This is a genomic window from Porphyromonas asaccharolytica DSM 20707 (assembly GCF_000212375.1).
GTDB classification, from domain to species: domain Bacteria; phylum Bacteroidota; class Bacteroidia; order Bacteroidales; family Porphyromonadaceae; genus Porphyromonas; species Porphyromonas asaccharolytica.
On sequence record NC_015501.1, the window covers coordinates 1,809,010 to 1,832,958 of the forward strand.

Sequence of the window (23,949 nt, forward strand, 5' to 3'; positions counted from 1 at the left end):
CCCAACAACTATGAAACAAGAAAAAAGTAAACTAGGACGAAAGGGATATCCCCTAGATTTCAAGTGGAGAGTCATTGACGACCTCCTAGCCACCGGTGACAGCATTGCCACCACCAGCCAGCGCTACGGCATTACCACACGCACCATTCGAAATTGGTTGCGTACCTTTGATGTAGAGTTACCCAACCAAAGCACCAGTAGCACTATGAGCAAGACAAACAAGAACAAAGACGTAGATCCAGAGTACGCAGAACTCAAGCGTGAAAACGCTCGTCTCAAAGCAGCCCTCTTCCAGGCTGAGAGCAAGGCATTAGTCAACAAGACACTACTCGAAGTGGTCTTGAATCGCTACCACATTGATCTAAAAAAAAGACCGATTTGCAGCCGTGAGACAGCTTGAGTCCGCCAAAGAGAGAGATCAAAAGCTCTCCATAACCTACCTTTGTCAGCTGTTAGAAGTCAGCCGCAAAGGCTACTACAAGCACACCTTCACCGAGCAAGACGAAGATGTCAAAGTAGCTTCCGTCCTACACTATTGCCAGTATGTGCGCGGTCAGCTCCCCAAAGCAGGCGTAGACACCATCCAGCAGTGTGCCAACGAATACTTCAAAGGGACCTTCCAAGTAGGTCGAGACTGGCTCTACAAAGTGTTAGGAGCCAACGATATGCTACTAAGAAGTCGCAAGCGCAAGCGTCCACCCCAGACGACCAAGGGAGTGGTCAATCACGGCTTCCAAGACCACCTGAACACCACCCCTAAGTACATAGCCACCGACCATTGCCGGCTCACCGTCTCAGACATAACCTACGTCAAATGTTTAGGGGGCTTCGCATATCTCTCCCTGACGATGGACGCTTATAGCCGCATCATCACCGGCTTTGACCTGCAGCCCACGCTCTCCACAGAGGGTCCCTACAACGCACTAAGACAGACCGTTGACTTCTATCAGAAGCATGGCTTTGACCTCAAAGGGCTCATCTTCCATAGCGACCGAGGCTGTCAATATGTCTCCAAGCAGATGACGGACTACGAGGCCAGCCTAGGCATCGTAACCAGCGTCACCCAGACCGGAAACCCCCTTCACAACGCTATGGCTGAGCGACTTAACGGGATCATCAAGAACGACTGGCTTTACAACTTCGAGGATAAGCCCATAGATCAAGTTCGAGAGATCCTCTCTCAAACGATTGCTCTCTATAACACAGCGCGACCTCATCGAGCCATCAACAAGAAGACTCCGATGCAGATGCTCATACCAAATTACCCCAACCCTCTAACCACCCAACCCTCTAAGAACCAGATAGCTAAGAACAATTCTCCCAAAGCTCTGAGCCTCAAATCTCCGAGCTCATGCCGCTTAACTCCCAACAAAGACCTATCTTTGTGTACCTCCGCAGTAAAGACGACGACAAGTCGTGTACCCTAGCAGGAGCAAAACTAACAGATGAGAACGCTCACAGGATTAACAAAAACAACCCGTGTATCATCTCAGTAACACCTTCCCAACTGTGTACTTTTTTCAGGAAGAGGACATTCTCCACGTGGAGACGAAACATTTCCTCCGAAGTTTCATTTGATTCCTCCGAAGTTTTATTTCGTCTCCACGTGGAGAATTTTTCTTTTCCACGTGGAGATTTCTGAATTCCTCGGTAGAAACGCATCCACCACTGTAATGTGCGGGACCCATAGTAACCTAATTTAGTATCTTTGCGCTTAGCTGCGTAAGTCACACTGAGGTGATGATAGATTGCGCTTTTATAAACGTTTACTGAAACATCTATGATGAGAAAATTTGTCTCGGCTATCCTACTAACCCTGCCCCTACTCTACTGCCAGAGTCTCTCGGCACAAGAAGCTTCGCAAAGTCTTAACCCGCTATCACTCCTGAGTGAGTACAACCTACAGGATGTAGGTCTTCTAGCTAAGCCCAATGAAGATGGCAAGGCGTGGGGAGCTCTCTTTCAGTTTGGGCGTAATGTACCCTTTGACTACAACGGCGAGGCTCCTCGTGAGGCTGCTAATGTATCGGGCAACGATCCCAAGGTGTGGAGTAAGAGCTTCTTGACGAAGACCGAGGGGCAGACTCAGTACGACTGGCTCACCACTGGTACTCTCGGAGATAAGTGGACCGACATCGTCGCTCTAGCGGTCGATGCCCCAGCGACTTATCGTGGGGAGAATGGTGGTGATCCTTGCCCTAAGGGGATGCACATACCGAGCTACACTGAGTGGTCAGCTGTCATGCCTAGCTCCTTTGAGGTGGCCAACTTCACGGGTAAGACAGGCATCAAGCACACGACCGAGTCTATCACCATACAGGGGCAAACGAAGGCCTATCAAGCTGACTACTACAGCAAGACCAAAAACGAAATCATCGGAATCAAGTGTAACGATGAAAGCGGGAAGTATCGCACCGCCTTCCGCTGGAGGTGGTCAGACTACGGACTGCTAATCGAGGCTAAGTGGATCGGACAGAGGTATGCGACCATTGAGGAGCTCATTGCTGAGACAGACTTCTGGACGACAGACCAAGAGCGCATCGTAACACGCTTCCTACCTGCTACAGGGTATATATCAGGCTCTACTGGACTAGCCGATCAGCAATACGGAGACCTATACTATTGGTCAGCAGCGGCCTCTCAGACGAAGGAAGGCTTTGCACCGACGGTGTGGGGCTATCCATACGATGAGGAGTTCGGTGATGGGGGCGTAGCTATTTACGAGGATGTCATGGGACGCTATAGCGCGGCCTGTATACGCTGTATGATGGGACAGCCTACCTCGACGGGTATCCTCGCCCCCACCCAGCAGGCAGCTCTCAGCGCTTCTTCTGATGCCAATGGAGTGCTAGCTATTGCAGTGACTCCTGATCTCATCGGTGCGAGCTACCAGATCTACACCGCAGAGGGACTACTAGTCGAGCAGGGCATCCTCTCAGACATGCAGCAGTGGGTCAACATTGCGCACTTACCTTACGGATACTACATTCTCACGGTAGGTCAGCAGGCGGTCAAAGTGAAGCGCTAGCATCCTGCACTCAATCTACTATCTTTCGCTCAATCCGCTATGTCGTGGATTTGTCGTAATTTTGGAAAGCTAATGGGGTCACAAGACGTCATTAGCTTTGTCCTAATGAATTGCTAGTGCTAATGACAATGCAAGAACACGCCAAAAAGTCTATCCTACTAACTGGTGGCTGTGGATACATAGCCTCCCATACCGCAGTCGTCCTGCAGGAGGCGGGATACGATGTCATCCTCGTGGACAATTTATCGAACTCGCGTCGTGAGGTAGTTGATGCGATCGCTCAGATCACCTCGATACGACCACTCTTCTACGAGGTGGACTGTACCGATGCGGCCGCTATGGGTGAGATCTTCGAGCATCATAAGGACGAGATAGAGGGTGTCATCCACTTTGCGGCGCACAAGGCAGTCGGAGAGTCGGTCGAGCAACCACTACGCTACTACGACAACAATATCAATTCGCTCATCACGCTGCTACGCTGTATGGAGCGGTATGGTGTGCAGCACTTGGTTTTCTCCTCCTCCTGTACGGTCTACGGACAGCCCACGGCTGAGCACCTGCCGATCACCGAGTCGGCTCCGCGTCAAGATGCCACCTCGCCTTATGGCAATACGAAGCGTATCAACGAGGATATCATCATAGACTCCGTACGGAGTGGTATGCCGCTACAAGCGGTCATACTACGATACTTTAACCCTATCGGGGCACACCCCTCGGCACTCATTGGCGAGGAGCCTGTGGGTACACCGCAAAACCTCATCCCCTTCCTGACCCAGACGGTGGCTGGGCTTCGCAAGGAGCTCGTTGTCTTCGGCAATGACTACAACACGCCTGACGGCACCTGCATCCGTGACTACATTGATGTGATGGACCTAGCGCAGGCTCATCTAGCAGCACTACGTCGTCTGCATCGCAGCGATGTGCAGACTGCTCCAGCACACTATATATATAATGTAGGTATGGGGCGTGGGCTGAGCGTCTTGGAGCTGATACAAGCCTTCGAGCGCGCCACAGGTCGCAAGGTGCCATACCGCATGGGCGACCGCAGAGCGGGCGACATAGAGCAGATATGGGCCGACACAAGCTACGGTGAGCAGGAGCTACAGTGGCACGCTGAGATACCTATCGAGGAGAGCTTGCGACGTGCTTGGCACTGGCAAGAGGCTCTAGACAAGCGAGACAAAGACAACACAACTAAAGAGAATACAATCCTAACTATTTAACGAATAAACAACTATGAACTTCCCAAACGAACTAAAGTACACGGCTGACCACGAGTGGGTACGCATCAATGGCAACGAGGCTGTCATCGGCATCACCGACTTTGCTCAGAGCGAGCTAGGCGAGATCGTCTACGTAGACGTTGACACCGAGGGTGAGAAGATCGACCGCAACGAGGTCTTTGGCTCTATCGAGGCTGTCAAGACTGTTTCTGACCTGATGATGCCTATGACGGGCGAGGTCCTAGAGGTCAATGCGGAGCTCGAGGATGCTCCTGAGCTGGTCAACGAGGACCCATACGGTAAGGGCTGGATCATCAAGATAGCTATCGAAAACCCCGCAGAGGCTGACGAGCTCCTGGACGCTGCTGGCTATCAAGAGAAGATCGGTAAGTAAGACCTAGAGCAGATGCAACCTCTCGTTAGTGTCATCATGGGTAGCACGAGTGATCTACCCATCATGCAGCGTGCCGCCAAGCAACTGGAGGCACTGGAGATACCCTTCGAGCTACTCGCACTCTCTGCCCATCGTACTCCCGATGAGGTAGCTGAGTTCGCACGAGGTGCCGAGGAGCGTGGCGTACGTGTCATCATAGCTGCTGCTGGTATGGCAGCACACCTATGCGGTGTCATCGCTTCGATGACTACACTACCTGTGATCGGAGTGCCTATTGATGCCTCACTAGAGGGACTAGACGCTCTGCTGGCTATCGTACAGATGCCTCCTGGCATCCCCGTAGCAACGGTCGGAGTCAATGCTGCTCAAAACGCAGCTCTTCTAGCTGCTCAGATGCTCGCTCTAGGCGATCCTGAGATAGCTCAAAGAGTGAGAGCTCAGAAGGCTTCGCTCAAGGAGAAGATCGTCAAGGCTAACAAAGAGCTAGCCCAGATCTCTGACTACAAGTACAAAACGAACTAACGATATGACGATGTAGAGGCGGAGGGCGACATAACTTTTTGCCCTCCTCCTCTCCTCGTCTATCTATCTTTTATACACACCTACCACACGCTCTATTCGTTTATGTCTCTCTGTAGATACCAGCGTCGTCATAGCTACACCATACCTGTCGGCGAGGCTCGTCTAGGAGGCGAGTCTCCACTGCTCTTACAGAGCATGGCCAATGTGAGTACGATGGAGACGGACCTCTGTGTGGCACAAGCCTTACGCTGTGCCAGCGAGGGGTGTCAACTCTTTAGATACACCGCTCAAGGCGTGCGAGAAGCTACCAATCTAGGCGTGATCGCTGAGCGACTACACGCCGAGGGGTGTCGTATGCCTCTTGTGGCAGACATACACTTCAGGAGCGAACCCGCCTTTGAGGCGCTCAAGCATGTGGACAAGGTACGTATCAACCCGGGCAACTTTCTTCATCAGAAGGCTTCGCTAGACGATGAGACGGCACGGGCGGAGATCGCTGAGGTCTTCGGACGCTTTGTTCGCGAAGCGCAAGCTCGTCACCGAGCTATACGCATTGGGGTCAATCACGGCTCCCTCTCTGAGCGCATCCTAGCTCAGTATGGCAACACGCCCGAGGGGATGGTCGCCTCCTGCATGGAGTACCTAGAGGTGTGCGACAGTCTAGGGATGCGTGACGTGGTCATCTCGATGAAAGCCTCTAACGTCTTAGTCATGACGCAAGCCGTGCGGCTACTGGTAGAGCGTATGGATGTGCTAGACTGGCACTACCCACTGCACCTTGGAGTCACCGAGGCGGGAGCTGGTGAGGACGGGCGTGTCAAGAGCTGTATAGGTATTGCTAGTCTGCTCGTTGACGGGCTGGGCGACACGCTGAGAGTCTCTCTAAGCGAGGAGCCTGAGGCGGAGCTTCGCTTTGGCAAAAAGCTCATCGCTTACATTGATCAGTTGGCCGCCTTTGACCAGGCAAGACCTATCTACGGGAGCCATACTTATCGCTCCGTAACTCGTGACCAAGCGCAGGGTGCTAAGACACTGACTCACTATCCCGCTGTGCTAACGCTAGACAGTGACGGGAGAGCTCTCGACGTGGGCTTTGATGCTCGACTGGAGGAGACACAACTGGCTTTCTCTAATGAGCAACAGACATTACAGATCATCGACTTAGACACACCTCTGGATCGGCTCTTACAGCATCTAGAAGACTTTGCAGCTCACTGGGACGGACACTCTTGGCTAGAGCTACGAGGCGCAGAGCTGGACTATATATATAGGGTACGCTATGCCGTGGATCAGCTCTCGGGAAGAGGCACGATGCCCCGCATCTTGCTGCACTATACGTCCCATGCGAGAGGCTATGACGACATCTTGATCGACTGCGCTACGCAGCTCGGCTCCCTGCTGCTAGAGGGGATCGGCAATGCAGTCGCTTTCTCAGCAGCGGCTATGAGTCCTAAGGCTCGTCTAGACCTGCTCAATGGTATCCTGCAGGCGGTACGTATCAAGATGACTCACACGGAGTTCATCAGCTGTCCAGGCTGTGGGCGCACGCTCTTTGACCTCCAGCAGACGGTGGCACAGGTCAAGAAAAGACTAGCGCACCTGCCTAATCTCAAGATCGGCGTGATGGGCTGCATCGTCAATGGTCCTGGCGAAATGGCCGATGCTGACTACGGCTACGTGGGTGGAGGCGTCGGCAAGGTCGACCTATACCGAGGGCAGGAGCGACTCGTACACGGCATCCCTTCGGCAGAAGCTGTGGATCGTCTCATTGAGCTCATCAAGAGCGACGGCAAGTGGTGCGACCCACCACAGCAATAACCTTTATACCAACGCTACTCATGCTTTCTATTCGGATTATCAACCGCTCTTCCTATCCCCTGCCCCAATACGCTACGGCGCTCTCTGCAGGGCTAGACCTACGTGCTAACCTAGAGCAAAGCGTCTCGCTAGCACCCCTAGAGCGTCGGCTGGTACCCACAGGTCTATACATGGAGATCCCCGCCGGCTACGAGGGACAGGTGCGTCCACGCAGTGGGCTAGCCCTCAAGCAGGGGCTGACCGTACTCAATGCGCCTGGCACGATCGACGCAGACTACCGTGGCGAACTACAGGTGATCCTCATCAATCTATCTCAGGAGACGGTGGAGATAGCACCTGGCGATCGGATCGCTCAGCTAGTCTTCGCCCGCCACGAGCAGTGTGACTGGATCGAAGTGGAGAGCCTCTCAGACACCCAGCGAGGCGGTGGCGGTTTTGGACATACGGGCGTATGAAAAGCATTGGTCGTCAGACACTCTTACTCTTTTTCTTAGCTCTAATAGGGCTAAGCTCTACTAAACTCTCTGCGCAAGCTACAGAGACGGAGGGGGCAGCCTATGCGCAGATTGAAGATTACGCTAACATCCTCTTCTTCACAGGAGCGCAGGAGCCAGCTATCGGCTATCTCTACTATCTCTACGACGCCTATCCCGACCAGCAGGTTCGGACGGCTGTACCGCTTGCCAGCTGGCTTGACCTAGCGGATCGCCAAAATGACGCTAGAGACTTACTCCAGACACTTTTCACCAAGAGAAGCGATCAAGCTCGTGCCAATCAAGAGCTCGTACGCTACTACCTCACACTCCTCTACAGTCACGGAGATATTAATGAGGCGGACTCGCTCTTTGCATTGCTCCCAAGAGAGGTTTCCAGTCATCCCGACATACTGCTAGTCCATCTGACGAGCCTAGCGATGCTAGACAAAAACCAAGAGCTACTAGAGCAGATAGCACTACTCGACACGACACAGCTCACAACCCCTCAGCAGCAAGATACCTACTACCGTCTCATCGCGCAGTCCTCCTCCAAGCAAGGAGACTATCAGCGTATGCTCCAAGCCGCAGAGCGACTCGTTGAGCTGGATCCGAGTAGTCTTGGCAATCACCACACACGTCTAGAAGCACTCAACGCACTGAGACTAGACGACCAGATAGACAAGAGCCTAGCGCAGCTCCAGCAGACGCTCTCCCTACCCGATGCTTACATCGATGTGACGCGTGCCGAGCTGATCGCCTCGCGCCGAGACACCAAGCAATCGGCCGAATACCTCTACCACTACCTAGAGCGTCAAGATAGCATCTCTCCTGTCTCGGCACGCATTGTCTCTATGCTGCTACCTGACTTCTCAGACATTAGCCAGATCCCGTCAGAGTTTATCCCCGCTCTGACACGCCTCGCAGAGCTAGAGCCGAGCGATCCGAAGCTCTTCGCCGACCTTTACCTAATCGTCTCGACACAACAGGGGAAAGCGCAGGCGGAGCAACTGGTCAAGCAGTTTTACGACAACCCCAAGACCGCTTATAGTGCAGTCATCGTAAAAGCTTCGCAGATGCAAGAGCAGGAGCGAATAGACTACCTGACCTCAGTTCAAAAGCGTTACCCCGCAGACCTTCAGATACTGGCACTCTACGCTGGAGAACTCATCGCTCATGATCGTCTAGACGAAGCGCAGCAAGCGATCAGTAGCCAGCTAGACTTGACCAAACTCAAGACAGCCAAAAGTGTTGAGCCGACCGAGGGGCTGCGCATGCTACTCCTCTACTCTTCTCTTATCTACGAGAAGCAAGAGCGGTCGGCACAAGCGTTAGAGGTCTTTGAGATTGCCGAGCGACTCTTCCCCCGAGATGCTATCCTACTCAACAACTACGCTTACTACCTCTACACCCTATCCCCACAAGACAGCAGCTACCTAGCAAAAGCTGAGCAACTAGCCGCAACAGCCTACGGACTAGCCCCCGAAGAGGCCAACATCCTCGACACCTACGGCACGATCCTCCTAGCTCAGGGGCAAACGACTATGGCGCAGCTCATGCTCTCGCAAGCGGTAGAGCGAGCCAAGCAAATAGGCAAGCCCAATGCGGGCTACATCGAGCGACTAGGAGACGCCTATCTGCAGGGTGGTGATCGACAAGCTGCGCTCCAGCAGTGGCAGCGAGCTTACAAGTTGGCTCCCACGGAGGGACTCCAGCAGAAGATCGATTCGCTGACCCCTTAGTTGTGATACACTAACTATAGACCTATCATGAGACACATTCTAAGATCTTTCCTCCTCATCGTCGGTAGCACGCTACTGCTTCTAGCTTGTGGCACACGCGCTAGTCACTCTAGCTCCCCAAAGGCTCCTACGGTCGCAGACGAGGGTGGTTGCGCTCTAGGCGACTCATGGCTTTCTGACCAAATCCTCCAGATCAACCATACGCCCGAGCATCGCATCGCTAGCGCCGAGCTATCTCTAAGTGACTCGCAGCTATCGACACGCATGGATCTCTTTGTAGGTCAGAGTGAGGGACTAATGCTCTCGGCTCGTCCGCTCCCCTTCGTGGAGGCTCTCCGCATTTACATACTCCCCGACCATATCGCTCTGTACGATATGATGCACGAAGCCAAGGTCACCATCAGCTACTATGCGCTGAGCGAGCGTCTTGACACCGAGGTGTCGTATACGCTCCTGCGTGACCTACTCCTTGGCCAGCCCACCTACCTAGCCGATCGTGAGTACATAGTCGGGAGAGGTTCTTTAGAGATCTCACTGCGTAGCCTCAAGAGCAAGCCCTGGGTCGTCGACTATATGGTTAATCCGCAATGCCAGCTAGGCACTATACGCATCGCCTCCACCGACCAAAGCAAGGGAGGCTATCTGCAAGGACGGTACAGCTACCAGAGTGGCTCCAGCAAGCCCGACGTGACACAGCTCCTCGTCTCCACACCGCGCAAGCGTCTCTCCATACAGCTAAAGTATAGCAAGAGCAAAGAGCTCACTCCAGCCCAACTGCAAGATCGTCTCACCGAGCCTCAGGGCGGCTACACGACCATGTCCCTAGACGAGTTGCTCCGGCTCCTTTAGATTATATCGCACACTCCACTCCTCCATCGATCTATGTCACACCTCCGACGGTTACTCTATACCCTCTGCTTACTCACGCTTACAGGTACTCTCCTCTTGGCACAGCAACCCAAGAAGTCCGCTGCCGTACGCAAGCTCGAGCGGCAGCGCACCGAGCTACTCAATGCGATCAAGAAGACCGACAAAGAGATCAAATCCCTCGGTCAGAACCTTTCGGAAAAAGCCAAGCAAGACAAACTCGTTCGCCAGCAGATCAAAGATCGTAGTCAGGTCATCGTCCTTCTAGATCAAGAGGTGGCTCTGCTCAACATCTCCATCGACTCGCTAGCCATACAGATAGGCAAGCTACAGCAAAAGGAGGAGGTGAGCCGGGAGCGATACGCCAAGACGCTGCAAGCACTCCAACAGCGTCCACGCTTTGAGGATCGACTACTCTTCATCCTCTCCGCCTCCAGCTTTGACGAGGGCATACGTCGTGTGCGCTACCTCTCGGCTTACGCTAGAGCTCACAAAGAGGTCGCAGCACAGCTACACACCACCCGTGAGCAGCTGCAAGCGAGCCAAAACCAACTCATAGCAACTAAACAACAAAAAGGCACGCTTCTACAGCTACGTGCCGAAGAGCGTGTCAAGCTAGAACAGCAACAGAAGAGTATCGCCTCTGAGGTCAAGGAGCTATCTACCGAGCGACAATCACTCCAGAAGAAGCTCAAACAGCAGCAACGCAAGGCGGAGCAGCTCAACCAAGCTATCCAAGATCAGATAGCTCGTGAGATAGCCGAGGCAGAGCGCAAGGCGCGTGAAGAGCGTGAGCGTCTTGAGCGTGAGGCTCGTAAGAAAGGCAAGAAGGTGCCCAAAGAGGCAGAGCGTCGCGCCGAGACTAAGGACGGCTATGCGATGGACGCTGCCGAGCGTAAGCTGGCCAGCTCCTTTGCGGCCAACAAGGGACAGCTGCCCCCACCTGTCAAGGGTCGCTACCGTGTCATCAGACGCTTTGGTCTCCAGCAGCACGACGATCTAGCCATGGTGCAGACGCGCAATGGCGGTATTGACATACAAGTGGCACGTGGCACCGAGGCAGTCGCCATCTTCGATGGTGTAGTCAGCAAGGTCTTCGTCGTGCCAGGCTACCATAATTCTATCATCATACGTCATGGTAACTATCTGACCGTCTATGCCAATCTGCAAAACGTTTCTGTACGAGCAGGGCAAAAGGTCAAGACGGGTCAGGTGCTAGGCACCGTGGCTAGTGACGATGGGGGGCAGTATGGGGTCATGCAGTTCCAAGTGTGGCACGAGCGCAACAAGCTCAATCCCCAAGCCTGGATACGCTAATCCTCCACACACTATTTAGAGCAGTTCATTCATGCAGAGAGCAGAGTCTATGAGGCATCTAGTCGTTGCCATGGGGGCCTTCGATGGCGTACATCTAGGGCACCAGGCGCTGATCCGCCAAGTCCTCACGATAGCCAAGCAAGATCACTTGACCTCAGGGGTCGTCACCTTCGAGCCACACCCGCAGCTAGTGCTTCACCCCGAGCGACCCTTCCGCCTCATCACACTAGAGCGCGAGAAGGAGTTACTCCTGCACCAGATGGGCATAGAGCGGGTCGCCGTTATCCCCTTTACAGTAGCCTTGTCGCAGATGAGTGCCGAGGAGTTTCTCCGCACCTACCTCGACGAGCAGCTACAGATTCACACGCTCGTCGTAGGCTTTGACCACCACTTCGGGCATGACAAGGGGCTAGCCTTTGAGGATTATCAGGCGATAGCGCACCGCTACGGCATACGCTGCATACGAGGAGAGGCGTACACCCTGGAAGACAGCACAAGCCAAGACCCCATCAGCTCGACAGCTATACGCCGGTGGATAGACACTGGAGCCGTGACCGAGGCGGAGAGACAGCTAGGACACCCCTACACCATCTTAGGAAAGGTCAAGACGGGGCTTCAGATCGGGCGCAAACTGGGCTATCCGACAGCCAATATAGAGGTACCCTCTCCTCACAAAGCGCTCCCTCCTGCAGGCGTCTATATGGCACGCACGACCATCGACCCCTTTGGAGCGAGCCAGCAGAGAGATATACCGAGCATGCTCTACATCGGCACACGCCCTACGCTCGAGCTAGCCGAGGAGGAGACGATGATCGAGGTCTTTCTGATGGGCGGCGAGGAGTACCAACTCTATGGTCAGGAGCTGCAGATCTCCCTCTGCGATAGACTACGTCAGGAGTTACACTTCGAGAGCTTAGACGCACTGCGCAAGCAGATCACCCGCGACGAAGAGGCAGTGCGACGCTACTTCCACCTCTCCGACTGATCCAATCCGACACCCAACCCTCAGGGGCTATATCGCTACGCTGCGGTATAGCCCCTTCTTTTTGCCCGCTCCCCCTTTACCTGTGAGTCACCTTCGAGCAGAAGCTGTCGTCTACACTAGTCGTATCATACTGATCTTGTAATAGATACGAGTTCCAAAACTAAATCCTCTTTTGGAACTTTTTAGTTCCAAGGGTGGACCTTTTCAGTTCCTAGGGAGGTACTTTTCAGTTCCTAGGGAGGAAATTTCTTTTTCCAACGGAGGAAATTCTTTTTTCCAACGGAGGAAATTCTTTTTTCCAACGGAGGAAACTGGCGTTTCATCGGTGTGGCACTGTTTGCTCTAGCGGTATCCCGTCTGATTTTGTACCTTTGTGCTGGAAGTCTTCACAATGTCGTGGAGGCATTTACCTCTCTACATAGCTTTATGAACCAAGTAGCTCCTTCTCCTGAGATTCTATCCGCAGCGCGTGAAGCGGTCGATGTATTACAGCGTGGTGGTATCATCCTTTACCCGACCGACACGATCTGGGGCTTGGGATGCGACGCAACCAATGAGGAGGCGGTGGATCGCCTCTCGGCTCTCAAGGGTCGCCCCACAGGCAAGCCGATGCTGATGCTGGTCGATAGCGACGTGCGGATACAGTCGTATGTGCGTACGGTACCATCGATGGCATTCCAACTGATCGATGTAGCGGTGCGTCCGCTCACTATTATCTACCCCGAGGGGCGCAATGTGGCTCCGCAACTACTCGCGGATGACGGCTCAATCGGGATACGCATCGCAAGTGATACGCTCTGTCAGGAGATCTGCCGCATGCTACGCCGACCGCTTGTCTCAACCTCTGCCAATCTAGCGGGGACTAGTTCACCACACAACTACTCGGAGATTGATCCAGCACTGATCAAGATGGTCGACTATGTGGTCCCGCTACGCCAAGATGAGCATATCGACGGCATGCCCTCAGACATTATCAAGCTGGGGATCAATAATGAGGTGCGGGTCATTCGCTAAGTAATAAGGCTGGTCAAAAGCCGCTAAACGACCCTTTAGCGGCTACTAATCGCTGCCTGACCATAAAATCTATGACGAAGAAGTCTCGACAAGCTACGGTACGCCTGCGCTACATCGTCTCCGACCTTGTGGCGGTCCTGCTGGCGACGACGCTCTTCAACGTAGTGCGCTACGTGGTCGAGGATCAGAGTGCGACATTTGGCGAGCTGTCGCTCTTCCTCTTCAACACGAAGATGTACTGGGTGACGCTCGTGGTGGTGCTCTTCTGGATGGGCTTCCTAACGCTCTCGGGGTACTATAATAAGGTATTAGCGAAGAGCCGAATTGATGAGTTCTTCCTGACAGCTGGGAGTGTCTTCGTGGGGGTGGTCATCGAGTACCTCTTCCTCGTGGTGGACGATGTGATCGACGGGCGTAGTGCGCACCTGCTTCTCTTCGCCCTACTCTATCTGACGCACTTTCTCCTTATCTATGCGGGTCGCCTGACGATCACTTTGCAGCAGATCAGGTATGACCGCATGCCAGAGCATTGGCCACAGATCCTGCTCATTGGCACACCCGAGGTGATTTCCAAGCTGCAGGCGGTGCGTATGGAGATGCATTACCACGCTGTGGCGCAGTTACCTTTCGGCTCTGAGCCTGTCACACTAGAGCGGGTGCAGGCAATACTAGAGGAGCAGGATAAAGTTCAGCCCATCGAAGCAATCTATATGGTGGCCAATGAGGCGGACACGCTACGAGCTACGCATCTGCTCTACGAGCTGTACCGCTGCAAGCTACCAATCAAAATATACCTAGAGGGGGTGATGGGCGTACGCTCCTCACTACAAGCGCGCACGCTACGAGGACTACCGCTGCACGATGTGACGCAGACGCAGATGAGCGAGATGGAGCAAAATGTGAAGTGGCTCTTCGACCGTCTCTTCTCGCTAATCTTGCTGGTGCTTTTGTCGCCTCTCTTTGCGGTGCTGGCTGTTTTGGTCAAGCGCTCTTCGGAGGGGCCCGTCTTCTACAGTCAGGAGCGTGTGGGGCGTGGAGGGAAGCCTTTTTGGATCTATAAGTTTCGCACGATGTACACAGACGCAGAGGCTGCGGGTCCCCAGCTTAGCCACGAGGGAGACAAGCGAGTCACACCATTGGGTGCCAAGCTGCGCAAATATCGACTAGACGAGCTGCCCCAGTTTTACAACGTATTGCGAGGCGATATGTCTATCGTAGGACCTCGCCCCGAGCGCGCTTACTACATCAAGCAGATCCTCGAGCGGGCACCCTACTACTACCTGCTACACCAGCTACGACCGGGCATTACGTCGTGGGGTATGGTGAGGTACGGCTATGCCTCGACGGTCGATGAGATGGTCGAGCGACTCTACTATGACTGGCTCTTCTACGAGCACATGTCGATCAAGCTCGACCTAGCGGTGCTGCTCTGCACGGTGGGCACTATTATCAAGGGAAAAGGAAAGTAACACGGCTGCGATGACGACTACGACTACACGCATATCACTACTACAACGCTTCATCCTATGGCGCGAGGCTCACATCAGTGAGCGCATCTTCGTACTGATCTTATCTTTTATCATCGGTATCTTGACCGCCCTGGCTGCCTTTGCGCTCAAACAATTGATCGGCACGATACAGCATCTCCTGATGCCCGCCATACGCCAGGCTAATGTGTGGTACCTGATCCTGCCACCTATTGGCGTCCTGCTGACGGCGGGCGTGGTCAAGCTATTCATCCGTGACGACATAAGCCACGGTGTGACGAAGGTGCTGGGCGCTATGTCACAACGCAAGAGTCGTATCAAGCCACACAACACGTGGTCATCGCTCCTAGCTAGTTCGATCACCATCGGCTTCGGTGGATCGGTCGGAGCCGAGTCGCCTATCGTGATGACGGGCGCCGCCATCGGGAGCAATACGGGACGGCTCTTCAAGCTGGAGCAGCGTCAACTGATGCTCCTCGTGGGGTGCGGTGCTGCGGGTGCTATCGCGGGGATCTTTAAGGCACCCATTGCGGGCTTGGTCTTTGTGGTGGAGGTGCTACTCCTCGACTTGACGCTGAGCAGCGTGCTACCGCTACTGATTAGCTCCGTCACATCGGCCACGATGGCTTACCTGCTGACGGGACAGCAGGCGATGTTCTCTTTTTACCAGAGTGACCCTTTCACGGCAGAGCGCATCCCCTACGTGATCCTGCTCGGTATCGCCTGTGGCTTTACCTCGCTCTACTTCTCCAAGGTGATGTTTGCATTGGAGAGTTGGCTCAAGAGGCGCAGCAACTTCCTCAAGCGTTACGGCATCTCGATGCTCATCCTCAGTGTGGCTATCTTCCTTTTTCCTCCGCTCTTTGGCGAGGGTTACAACACGCTCAGCGACCTAATGGCGGGACAATACAGCTCCGTGACGGACAATAGTATCTTCGACTCCTTCGGGAGTAACTACTGGGTTATCTTCGCCTTCCTCCTCTGCACCATGCTGGTGAAAGTTTTTGCCTCCGTAGCGACCAATAGTGGTGGCGGGTGCGGCGGACTCTTTGCGCCTAGCCTCTTCGTGGGGGGCTTGTGTGGCTTTGTCTTTGCCTATGCGCTAAACTTCTTCCCCTTCATTGAGGTCTACCTACCGCAAAAGAACTTTGTCCTCATGGGCATGGCGGGCGTGATGGCGGGCGTGATGCATGCGCCACTGACGGGCACCTTCCTCATCGCTGAGCTGACTGGGGGCTACAACCTGCTCCTACCACTCATGCTGGTCGCTATCTGCTCCTACGGGACGATCCGCATCTTCATGCCTCACAGTATCTACTCCCTACGTCTAGCACAACAGGGCAAGCTGATGACTCACAGCAAGGATCAGGCGGTGCTCACAGTGATGAGCATCGATAATGTGATCGAGACAGACTTCGATAAGGTCTATCCCGATATGACGCTCGGTGAACTGGTCCAGGTAGTGGGACGTGCTAAGCGCAATCTCTTCCCCGTGGTGGAGCGTGAGACCGACAAGCTCCTCGGCGTGGTTTCGCTCGATGATATACGCAACATCATGTTTCGCCCTGAGCTATACGATCGCTACAAGGTGGACCGTATCATGGTTTCCCCGCCAGCCCGCATCCAGAGCGATATGCATATGGATCACATTATGCACCTCTTTGACGAGACCAAGGCGTGGAACCTCCCCGTCGTAACGCCCGAGGGACAGTACCTCGGCTATGTCTCTAAGTCTAAGATATTCAACACCTACCGAGAGGTGCTCAATGTCCTCTCACCTGACGAATAAACAGCTAGCTATGAAGAAAGATCAAGTTCGCATCATCTTTTACGGCACCGCTCCCTTTGCGACGGCGTGTCTAGAGCGTCTCGTCGACGAGGGCTACCCTATTGTCGCTGTCGTTACGGCTCCAGACAAACCTGCGGGACGTGGACATCGCCTGCAACCCTCGGCGGTAAAGCTCTGTGCGACCAAGCTCGGACTACCTATATTACAGCCGACAAACCTACGAGACGAAGCTTTTGTCCAGCAACTTACGGAGCTAAAGCCGACACTCGGCGTAGTGGTCGCCTTTCGTATGCTACCTCGTGAGGTGTGGAGCCTGCCCCCGTGGGGAACGGTCAATATACATGGCTCGTTGCTTCCGCAGTATCGTGGCGCCGCTCCGATCAATTGGGCGCTAATCAATGGTGAAAGCGAGACAGGCGTGACCCTTTTCCAGCTACGTCACGAGATCGATACGGGAGATATCATTGCCGCTTCGGCTTGTCCGATCGAGTCTGAGGACAACTTTGGCACCCTCTACGACAAGCTGATGGCTCTGGGCGCTGAGCTACTGGCTCACGGCTTGAGTCTACTGACGCAGCACGAAGGTCGCTACCCGCAAGCACTACCACAAGAGGAGCGTTCCGACCTACATCCTGCGCCTAAGCTCACGAAGGAGAATACGCGCATCGACTGGCACCAGTCAGCGCATGAGATACACAACCTGGTACGTGGCTTGGCTCCTCAGCCTGGTGCCTGGACGATGCTGGAGCTCCCCAACGAAGAACCTCTTCTCGTCAAGATCTACGCGACCACCCTCTCGCAGCAGGAAGCAGTAGAGCGACCCGTGGGACAGTGCGTCTCTCCTCGCAAAGGTCAGCTAGCCGTGCAGTGTGGCGATGGACTTCTCCTCATCGAGCAGCTGAAGCCTCAGGGCAAGAAGCTCCTCTCGGCACGTGACTGGCTCAATGGTCTCAAAGTCTCTATCGAGGATGTCCGCTATGTTTAGTAGCTTACACACAAGCAAGTAGCACATCTCTAGTGACCCCACAGCTATCCATCACCCTACCTCCCTCGAAGAGTCTCTACAATCGGCTCTTTGTGATGGCACGACTGGCGCATATGCCCATCCCCTCGCTATGGCATCAGCTAGATCTCTGCGAAGACTTGGCGGTGATGCTACACGCCTCGGGGAGTAGCGAGGAGCGCATATCCGTAGGGGCTTCGGGCACGGCTATGCGCCTCTTGACGGCACTCTTCGCTTTGACCACAGAGCGAGAAGTGCTGCTCGTTTCGCCTGTTCGTCGTATGACGGAGCGACCACTGGCACAGCTCATCGCACTACTCACGCAGCTCGGTGCTGACCTCTCCCAACCTGCGTCTCAGGAGCCTGTCAATGCGCTCTACCCTCTGGTGTCCATTCGTCCTATGAGCCTACAGCAGAAAGGTCTCCCCACGCTAACCCTACCAAGCGGATTAGAGAGTAGCCAGACGGTCACCGCTCTGCTCCTCATTGCTCCCTATCTGCCCCACGGACTAGCCCTTCGCTGGCAAGACGACCAACTCCCCAGTGCCTCTTACATCCAGTTGACCTGCTCCCTGATGCAGGCGTGCGGTATCGACCTCTCAGTTGATCGCCACGGGATCTATGTTGCTCCAGGAGCCTACTGCGAGAGAACGCTCACACGCCTACTCTCGAACCCCATCGGTGACTGGTCCTCAGCGCAGTACCCTCTCCAGTGGGCACTTATGACGCCACGTCCCTGCAAGATCTTGCTGACCAATATCCCAGCGCAGAGTTTACAGCCAGACGCCCGTGCCTTAGAGCTGCTGCAGATCTCCCCCGAATGGCTAAGCACAGGCAGCGACACCCTCTGCCTTGACAGCGAGTTCCTGCAAAAGCATCTGCGTAAGCTCACCTTCGGAAGTCTCTTCCTGTCGAACAATCCTGACTTCGCACCCACACTCATTGCGCTCCTCCTCTACTATCAAAAGAAAGCTCAGCTCCACGGACTGGACCTCCTACGCCTCAAAGAAAGCGATCGCATCGCCCTCATTCTGCGCAATGGCGAGCAGCTCGGTTATCAGCTCACCTACGATACGGAGAGCGGCTTCGGCTTAGCTGGTAGCGCACCAAGCTCCGTTCACACCCCAGTACCCATTGCCACAGATGCCGACCACCGTATGGTGATGGCGTGGGCTCCCTTTGCTTGGTATCACCAGCTAGAGATAGAGACTCCACAAGCAGTCGACAAGAGCTACCCCACCTTCTGGCTAGACCTTCGCAAGCTCTGCGAGGTCATCGCAACACCTTTATTATATGAGCACGAATCCCCTTCACTATGACCTTTGATACACTAGACCTTTCGCCCGAACTCCTTCGTGCCACCTCCGACCTAGGCTTCTCCGAGCCGATGCCTGTACAGCAGGAGGTCATCCCATACCTATCTAGCCATCGCGGGGATCTGATCGCGCTCTCCAAGACCGGCTCGGGCAAGACCGCAGCCTACGGACTGCCTCTCTTAGAGCGAATCATTCAGGCAAAAGGCTCCGCACCCTGTGGACTCATCCTCACGCCAACACGAGAGCTGGCTATACAGGTACAGAGCGACTTAGTCGCCTTGGCTAAGTACACATCCGTTCGTCAGATCCTAGCCCTCTACGGTGGCGCCTCCATCGAGGAGCAGATCCGTCAGCTCGCCAAGGGATACCATATTATAGTTGCCACTCCAGGCAGACTATGCGACCTGCTTAGGCGCAAAGCTGTCAAGCTGCGCAAGGTCTCGGTCGTCGTCCTCGACGAAGCCGATGTGATGCTCGACATGGGCTTCCAGCGAGATCTGCAGGAGATCCTGCAGGCGGTGCCGCAGCAGGTGGAGCATTGGCTCTTTTCCGCCACCATGAGCCGAGAGGTGCGAGAGATAGCGGACAACTATATCAGCGATGCCCACGAAGTGCAGATAGGTGCGCTCAATAAAGCGAATGCGGACATCAAGCATCTCTACGTAGCGGTCCCAGCACGGCACAAGTATGCCGCTCTGAAGCGTGTCGTCGACTACTACCCCAATATCTACGGGATCATCTTCTGCCGTACACGAGCCGAGACCAAGGAGATCGCCGAGTGGCTCATACGAGATGGGTACAATGCCGATGCGCTACATGGCGACCTCAGCCAAGCGCAGCGGGATATGGTGATGAACCGCTTCCGCATACGCAACCTGCAGCTACTCGTTGCGACCGATGTAGCAGCACGAGGGCTTGATGTAGACGATGTGACCCATGTGCTTCACTATGGATTACCCGCCGACCCAGACAGCTACACACACCGCAGCGGACGCACCGCTCGTGCCGGCAAAACAGGTCTCTCGATAGCCATCTGCCATCTACGCGACAGCAAGCAGATACGCATCATCGAGAGGCATGCTGGCATTCGGATTGAGGCCATGCCCCTACCCTCTGGTCAGGAGATCTGCAAGAAGCAACTCTTCGCCCTAGCGACCAAGATCGAGTATGCTGACAGCAACGAGCATGGCACCCAGTACGATGAGCTGCTCAATGCGATCGTGCAGAAGCTCGCCTGGCTTCCTCCCGAGGAGATCATACGTCGTGTGCTCACGCTGGAGGCTGACCGTATCATGCGCTACTACGCCAATACGCCCGACCTCTCGGCTCAAGAGTTGGCGACCGAAGAGCCTAAGTATAGGACAAAAAACACTCCTGAAGAGCATCGCAAATCACCCAAAAAGCGTAGCCGCACCGATCTACCGCCGATGACCTCCCTACGGATCAACCTCGGCAAGCGAGACAAGCTCTATCCGAATCGTCTCTTAGAGTTGATCAACCGTACGCTCCCCTATCAGATCACCATTGGGAAGATAGACCTTAGCCTTAGCTACAGTTACTTTGAGGTAGCTAGCGAATGGGCCGAGACAGTCGCAGCAGCCCTGAGCGAGGAGGAGTACAACGGACGCCCCATCCGTGTCACCATCCAGAAAGATCGATAAAAGCCACCAGCCTGTATCACAACCCTCTTTCACCAAAGCATAGCCAAAAGAGACGCCAGCCTCTCTCTTTCCCTTGTAGAGGCAGCTGTTAGGTATTGCAAAATTGTGAATTATTTGCTACCTTGCGACAAGTTTAGTGAGAAGCTAGTCAAGTAAGCCTAAGTAAGGGGAGAAGCAAAGCATTACGATTCCCCACTTTCGCACACCGCCGAGTAGTACATTCGCTAGACAGACACAATGACGATCGCTGCGCTAGCTAGCGACGTCTAGGTGGTTGCAATCAAATTATTCACTCTAAGTATAACAGGCTATGCAATTGTATCAGACATCAGACATTCGAAACATCGCCGTCATCGGCGGCTCGGGTAGCGGCAAGACAACTCTTGCCGAGGCTATGCTCTATGAGAGTGGCGTCATCAAGCGCCGCGGGACTATCGAAGCACAAAACACCGTGTGCGACTACTTCCCCGTAGAGAAGGAGTATGGCTATACCGTTTTCTCCACCCTATTTAGTGTCGAGTTTGCTAATCGCAAGCTCAACTTCATCGACTGCGCAGGCTCCGATGACTTCGTCGGTGGCACTGTTGCTGCACTCCACGTGACCGACTCGGCTCTAGCTGTGGTCAATGCTAAGGAGGGCGTCGAGGTCGGCCTGATCAACCAAATGCGTATCATAGAGCAACTGCATAAGCCTGTGCTCTTTACGATCAATCAGCTGGATAGTGACAAAGCAGACTACGACAGCACAGTCGCTGGACTCAAAGCTCGCTATGGCGGCAAGGTAGTTGTCATTCAGTATCCCGTACAGGAGGGGCCTGACTTCCACCAAGTGGTCGACGTGCTCAATATGAAGATGTACCAGTGGAAGCCCGAGGGCGGTACTCCCGAGGAGCTAGAGATCCCAGCGGATCAGCAAGCACGTGCTGAGGAGCTGCGTCAAGCACTGATTGAGTCAGCAGCTGAGCATGAGGAGCATCTGATGGAGACCTTCTTTGAGAAGGGATCTCTCGACGAGGAGGAGATCGTACAGGGCATGCGCAAGGGTATCGTCCTCGGCGATATGTATCCCGTCTTCTGCGTTAGCGCCCTCAAGGATATGGGCGTACGTCGTACGATGACCTTCCTCGGCGATGTAGCACCCCGCGTCACTGAGTCTGCACTACCCGTCACGACGGAGGGCGTCGAGGTAGCACCTGACGCTACGGCTCCCGTGAGTCTCTACTTCTTCAAGAGTACCGTAGAGCCACATATCGGTGAAGTTTCTTACTTCAAGGTCATGAGCGGTACCCTCAAGGAGGGTATGGACCTGACCAATGCTAAGAATGGCTCTAAGGAGCGTCTTGGTCAGATCAATGTGGTGGCTGGTGCGCAAAAGGAGAAAGTGAGCCAGCTCGTTGCTGGAGACTTCGGAGCTGCTGTAAAGCTCAAGGATGTACGTCGTGGAGCCACCCTCAATGATAAGGGCGTGGACTACCAGTTCCCCAATATCGAGTACCCCGCACCTAAGTACCGCCGTGCTATCGCACCGGTCAATGGTGCCGATGCAGAGAAGCTGAGCGAGGCACTCAGCCGTATGCAGCAGGAGGACCCCACATGGATTGCTCAGCAGAGCAAGGAGCTACGCCAGCTGATCGTGTATGGTCAGGGAGAGTTTCACCTACGTACGCTCAAGTGGCGACTGGAGAACAATGACAAGATCCCCGTTACCTTTGAGGAGCCACGCATCCCCTACCGTGAGACCATCACGAAGGCAGCACGCGCTGACTATCGCCACAAGAAGCAGTCGGGCGGTGCTGGGCAGTTTGGCGAGGTGCATCTGATTGTCGAGCCTTACGAGGAGGGCAAGGAGCTACCAAGTGTCTTCCGCTTTAACAATCAGGAGTTCAAGATCACGCCTCGTGACACCCAGACCGTCGAACTAGCCTGGGGTGGCAAGCTTATTTTCGTTAATAGTGTCGTGGGCGGTGCCATCGACAACCGCTTCATGCCAGCCATCCTCAAGGGCATCATGGAGCGTATGGAGCGTGGCCCACTGACAGGCTCTTATGCTCGTGACGTGCGCGTGATCGTCTACGATGGTAAGATGCACCCCGTAGATAGCAATGAGATCTCCTTCATGCTGGCTGGACGCAACGCCTTTAGCGAAGCCTTCCGCAATGCAGGTCCTAAGATTCTCGAGCCTATCTACAGCGTCAATGTAACCGTGCCCGCGGACTATCTAGGTGATGTGATGAGCGACCTGCAGGGACGTCGTGCACTCATCATGGGTATGAGCAGCGATGGCAACTACGAGCAGCTCTCTGCCAAGGTGCCACTCAAGGAGATGAGCGACTACGCTACTTCGCTCAGTTCGCTGACGGGTGGACGCGCCTCGTTTGTCATGAAGTTTGACGCCTACGAGCTCGTACCGTCAGATGTACAGGAGGCACTCCTGAAGGCCTACACAGAGGAGAGCGAGGAGGAGTAACAGAGCTCTTTCCGCAGACCAACTAAGTCTCAGAGCGGTCTCAGGTCACAATGACTTGAGGCCGCTCTCTCTATGTGCTCTCGGGAGTGTAGTCGACAGCTCTTCTAAAGTTACTTGTCGCCGCTTCGTATCATGCTGATTTCTTAATAGATACGAGTTCCAAAAACAATTCCTCTCTTGGAACTTTTTAGTTCCAAGGCAGGAACTTTTCGGTTCCAACGGAGGAACTTTTCGGTTCCAACGGAGGAACTTTTTAGTTCCAAGGCAGGAACTTTTCGATTCCAAGGGAGGAAAATTAGGGCTAATTCCTATTTTGAGGTGCTGGGGGAGAAGCCACACGCAAAAAACTAACTGAAGTGAATTGATTAACTTGCACCCCCAAATGAATGAGGAGAGCTTTTCGCCCTCCCCCTTACCACCTCAAATATGACTAAAGAACTAGATTGGATTGAGCTATTCGCTCCACAAGAAATTCTCCGAGACTTTAACTTCGAGAAGTTGGTTGAAGAAAACGGCATTTACCGCATCTTTATGGTAGAGAAAGATGACGCTGCCCATATCCCCGCAGAGTTGAAAAAAGAGGTCAACGGAGATCTTTCAAAGATAGTCCTAGACGGCTATACGAACTACATTGAGTTGCAGACCTTCCCAGCTATGGGCAAGGAGGTCTTCCTCTACCTCAAGCGTCGTCGCTGGAAGGTAAAACAGGACCAGCGACAAGAGGAAAAGAGCTACTCCAACAGCTACTCATACAATGAAAAAGGCATGAAAGCGACCAAGGCTTTCGGCAATTTTTTAAAAGAAATTGATTGGGTCTAAGCCCACCAGTATCGGGCAAGTCGC

The 23,949-nt window shown here is 54.1% G+C and carries 20 protein-coding genes; all 20 read left to right on the plus strand.

Annotated elements, in window-relative coordinates; translation table 11 throughout:
- Nucleotides 1-10 precede the first annotated feature (10 nt).
- The 20 genes from PORAS_RS07000 (at nucleotide 11) to PORAS_RS07100 (ending at nucleotide 23,925) form a co-directional block, all read left to right on the plus strand.
- A complete protein-coding gene (locus tag PORAS_RS07000) occupies nucleotides 11-400 on the plus strand; it encodes a helix-turn-helix domain-containing protein (RefSeq protein ID WP_013760714.1) in 390 nt (129 codons plus the stop codon).
- Nucleotides 387-1,427: an IS3 family transposase gene (locus PORAS_RS07005; RefSeq protein ID WP_013760460.1), complete on the plus strand. Its 1,041-nt coding sequence runs from the start codon at nucleotides 387-389 to the stop codon at nucleotides 1,425-1,427. The genes PORAS_RS07000 and PORAS_RS07005 overlap by 14 nt, the downstream gene beginning before the upstream one ends.
- A gap of 353 nt (nucleotides 1,428-1,780) precedes the next feature.
- On the plus strand, nucleotides 1,781-3,028 hold the full coding sequence (locus PORAS_RS07015; RefSeq protein ID WP_013760715.1) for a hypothetical protein: 1,248 nt from the start codon (nucleotides 1,781-1,783) through the stop codon (nucleotides 3,026-3,028).
- Nucleotides 3,029-3,156: 128 nt separating this feature from the next.
- Nucleotides 3,157-4,251 carry a UDP-glucose 4-epimerase GalE gene (gene galE, locus PORAS_RS07020; protein ID WP_013760716.1) on the plus strand — a complete coding sequence of 365 codons (1,095 nt, stop codon included), beginning with the start codon at nucleotides 3,157-3,159 and terminating at the stop codon, nucleotides 4,249-4,251.
- Between the two features lie 13 nt (nucleotides 4,252-4,264).
- Nucleotides 4,265-4,645, plus strand: coding sequence for a glycine cleavage system protein GcvH (gcvH, locus tag PORAS_RS07025; protein WP_004330374.1), 381 nt, complete (start codon nucleotides 4,265-4,267; stop codon nucleotides 4,643-4,645).
- A 12-nt stretch (nucleotides 4,646-4,657) separates the two neighbouring features.
- A complete protein-coding gene (purE, locus tag PORAS_RS07030) occupies nucleotides 4,658-5,167 on the plus strand; it encodes a 5-(carboxyamino)imidazole ribonucleotide mutase (RefSeq protein ID WP_004330380.1) in 510 nt (169 codons plus the stop codon).
- A gap of 102 nt (nucleotides 5,168-5,269) precedes the next feature.
- Nucleotides 5,270-6,985, plus strand: a complete 1,716-nt coding sequence (locus PORAS_RS07035; protein ID WP_013760717.1) for a flavodoxin-dependent (E)-4-hydroxy-3-methylbut-2-enyl-diphosphate synthase — start codon at nucleotides 5,270-5,272, stop codon at nucleotides 6,983-6,985.
- A 20-nt stretch (nucleotides 6,986-7,005) separates the two neighbouring features.
- Nucleotides 7,006-7,440 (plus strand): dUTP diphosphatase, encoded by a 435-nt coding sequence (dut, locus tag PORAS_RS07040; RefSeq protein WP_013760718.1) that lies wholly within the window; start codon nucleotides 7,006-7,008, stop codon nucleotides 7,438-7,440.
- Nucleotides 7,437-9,200: a tetratricopeptide repeat protein gene (locus PORAS_RS07045; protein ID WP_013760719.1), complete on the plus strand. Its 1,764-nt coding sequence runs from the start codon at nucleotides 7,437-7,439 to the stop codon at nucleotides 9,198-9,200. Before dut ends, PORAS_RS07045 begins: the two co-directional genes overlap by 4 nt.
- Before the next feature lie 27 nt (nucleotides 9,201-9,227).
- A complete protein-coding gene (gene lolB1, locus PORAS_RS07050; protein ID WP_013760720.1) occupies nucleotides 9,228-10,049 on the plus strand; it encodes a lipoprotein insertase outer membrane protein LolB1 in 822 nt (273 codons plus the stop codon).
- 33 nt (nucleotides 10,050-10,082) lie between these two features.
- The gene (locus tag PORAS_RS07055) at nucleotides 10,083-11,384 is read left to right on the plus strand and encodes a murein hydrolase activator EnvC family protein (protein WP_013760721.1); all 1,302 of its coding nucleotides are present in this window, start codon (nucleotides 10,083-10,085) and stop codon (nucleotides 11,382-11,384) included.
- Between the two features lie 49 nt (nucleotides 11,385-11,433).
- Nucleotides 11,434-12,369: a riboflavin biosynthesis protein RibF gene (gene ribF, locus PORAS_RS07060; protein WP_013760722.1), complete on the plus strand. Its 936-nt coding sequence runs from the start codon at nucleotides 11,434-11,436 to the stop codon at nucleotides 12,367-12,369.
- Nucleotides 12,370-12,795: 426 nt separating this feature from the next.
- A complete protein-coding gene (locus tag PORAS_RS07065; protein WP_013760723.1) occupies nucleotides 12,796-13,383 on the plus strand; it encodes an L-threonylcarbamoyladenylate synthase in 588 nt (195 codons plus the stop codon).
- A 71-nt stretch (nucleotides 13,384-13,454) separates the two neighbouring features.
- Nucleotides 13,455-14,852: an exopolysaccharide biosynthesis polyprenyl glycosylphosphotransferase gene (locus PORAS_RS07070; protein ID WP_013760724.1), complete on the plus strand. Its 1,398-nt coding sequence runs from the start codon at nucleotides 13,455-13,457 to the stop codon at nucleotides 14,850-14,852.
- Nucleotides 14,853-14,862: 10 nt separating this feature from the next.
- Entirely contained in the window at nucleotides 14,863-16,659 is a 1,797-nt protein-coding gene (locus tag PORAS_RS07075) for a chloride channel protein (RefSeq protein WP_013760725.1), read from the plus strand.
- Between the two features lie 10 nt (nucleotides 16,660-16,669).
- Nucleotides 16,670-17,644 (plus strand): methionyl-tRNA formyltransferase, encoded by a 975-nt coding sequence (gene fmt, locus PORAS_RS07080; RefSeq protein ID WP_044211553.1) that lies wholly within the window; start codon nucleotides 16,670-16,672, stop codon nucleotides 17,642-17,644.
- 32 nt (nucleotides 17,645-17,676) lie between these two features.
- The gene (locus tag PORAS_RS07085; protein ID WP_013760727.1) at nucleotides 17,677-18,981 is read left to right on the plus strand and encodes a 3-phosphoshikimate 1-carboxyvinyltransferase; all 1,305 of its coding nucleotides are present in this window, start codon (nucleotides 17,677-17,679) and stop codon (nucleotides 18,979-18,981) included.
- Nucleotides 18,978-20,639, plus strand: a complete 1,662-nt coding sequence (locus PORAS_RS07090; RefSeq protein ID WP_013760728.1) for a DEAD/DEAH box helicase — start codon at nucleotides 18,978-18,980, stop codon at nucleotides 20,637-20,639. Before PORAS_RS07085 ends, PORAS_RS07090 begins: the two co-directional genes overlap by 4 nt.
- 310 nt (nucleotides 20,640-20,949) lie before the next feature.
- Nucleotides 20,950-23,106, plus strand: a complete 2,157-nt coding sequence (locus PORAS_RS07095; RefSeq protein ID WP_004330404.1) for an elongation factor G — start codon at nucleotides 20,950-20,952, stop codon at nucleotides 23,104-23,106.
- Nucleotides 23,107-23,532: 426 nt separating this feature from the next.
- Entirely contained in the window at nucleotides 23,533-23,925 is a 393-nt protein-coding gene (locus PORAS_RS07100) for an ISAon1 family transposase N-terminal region protein (protein WP_013760729.1), read from the plus strand.
- Nucleotides 23,926-23,949 lie beyond the last annotated feature (24 nt).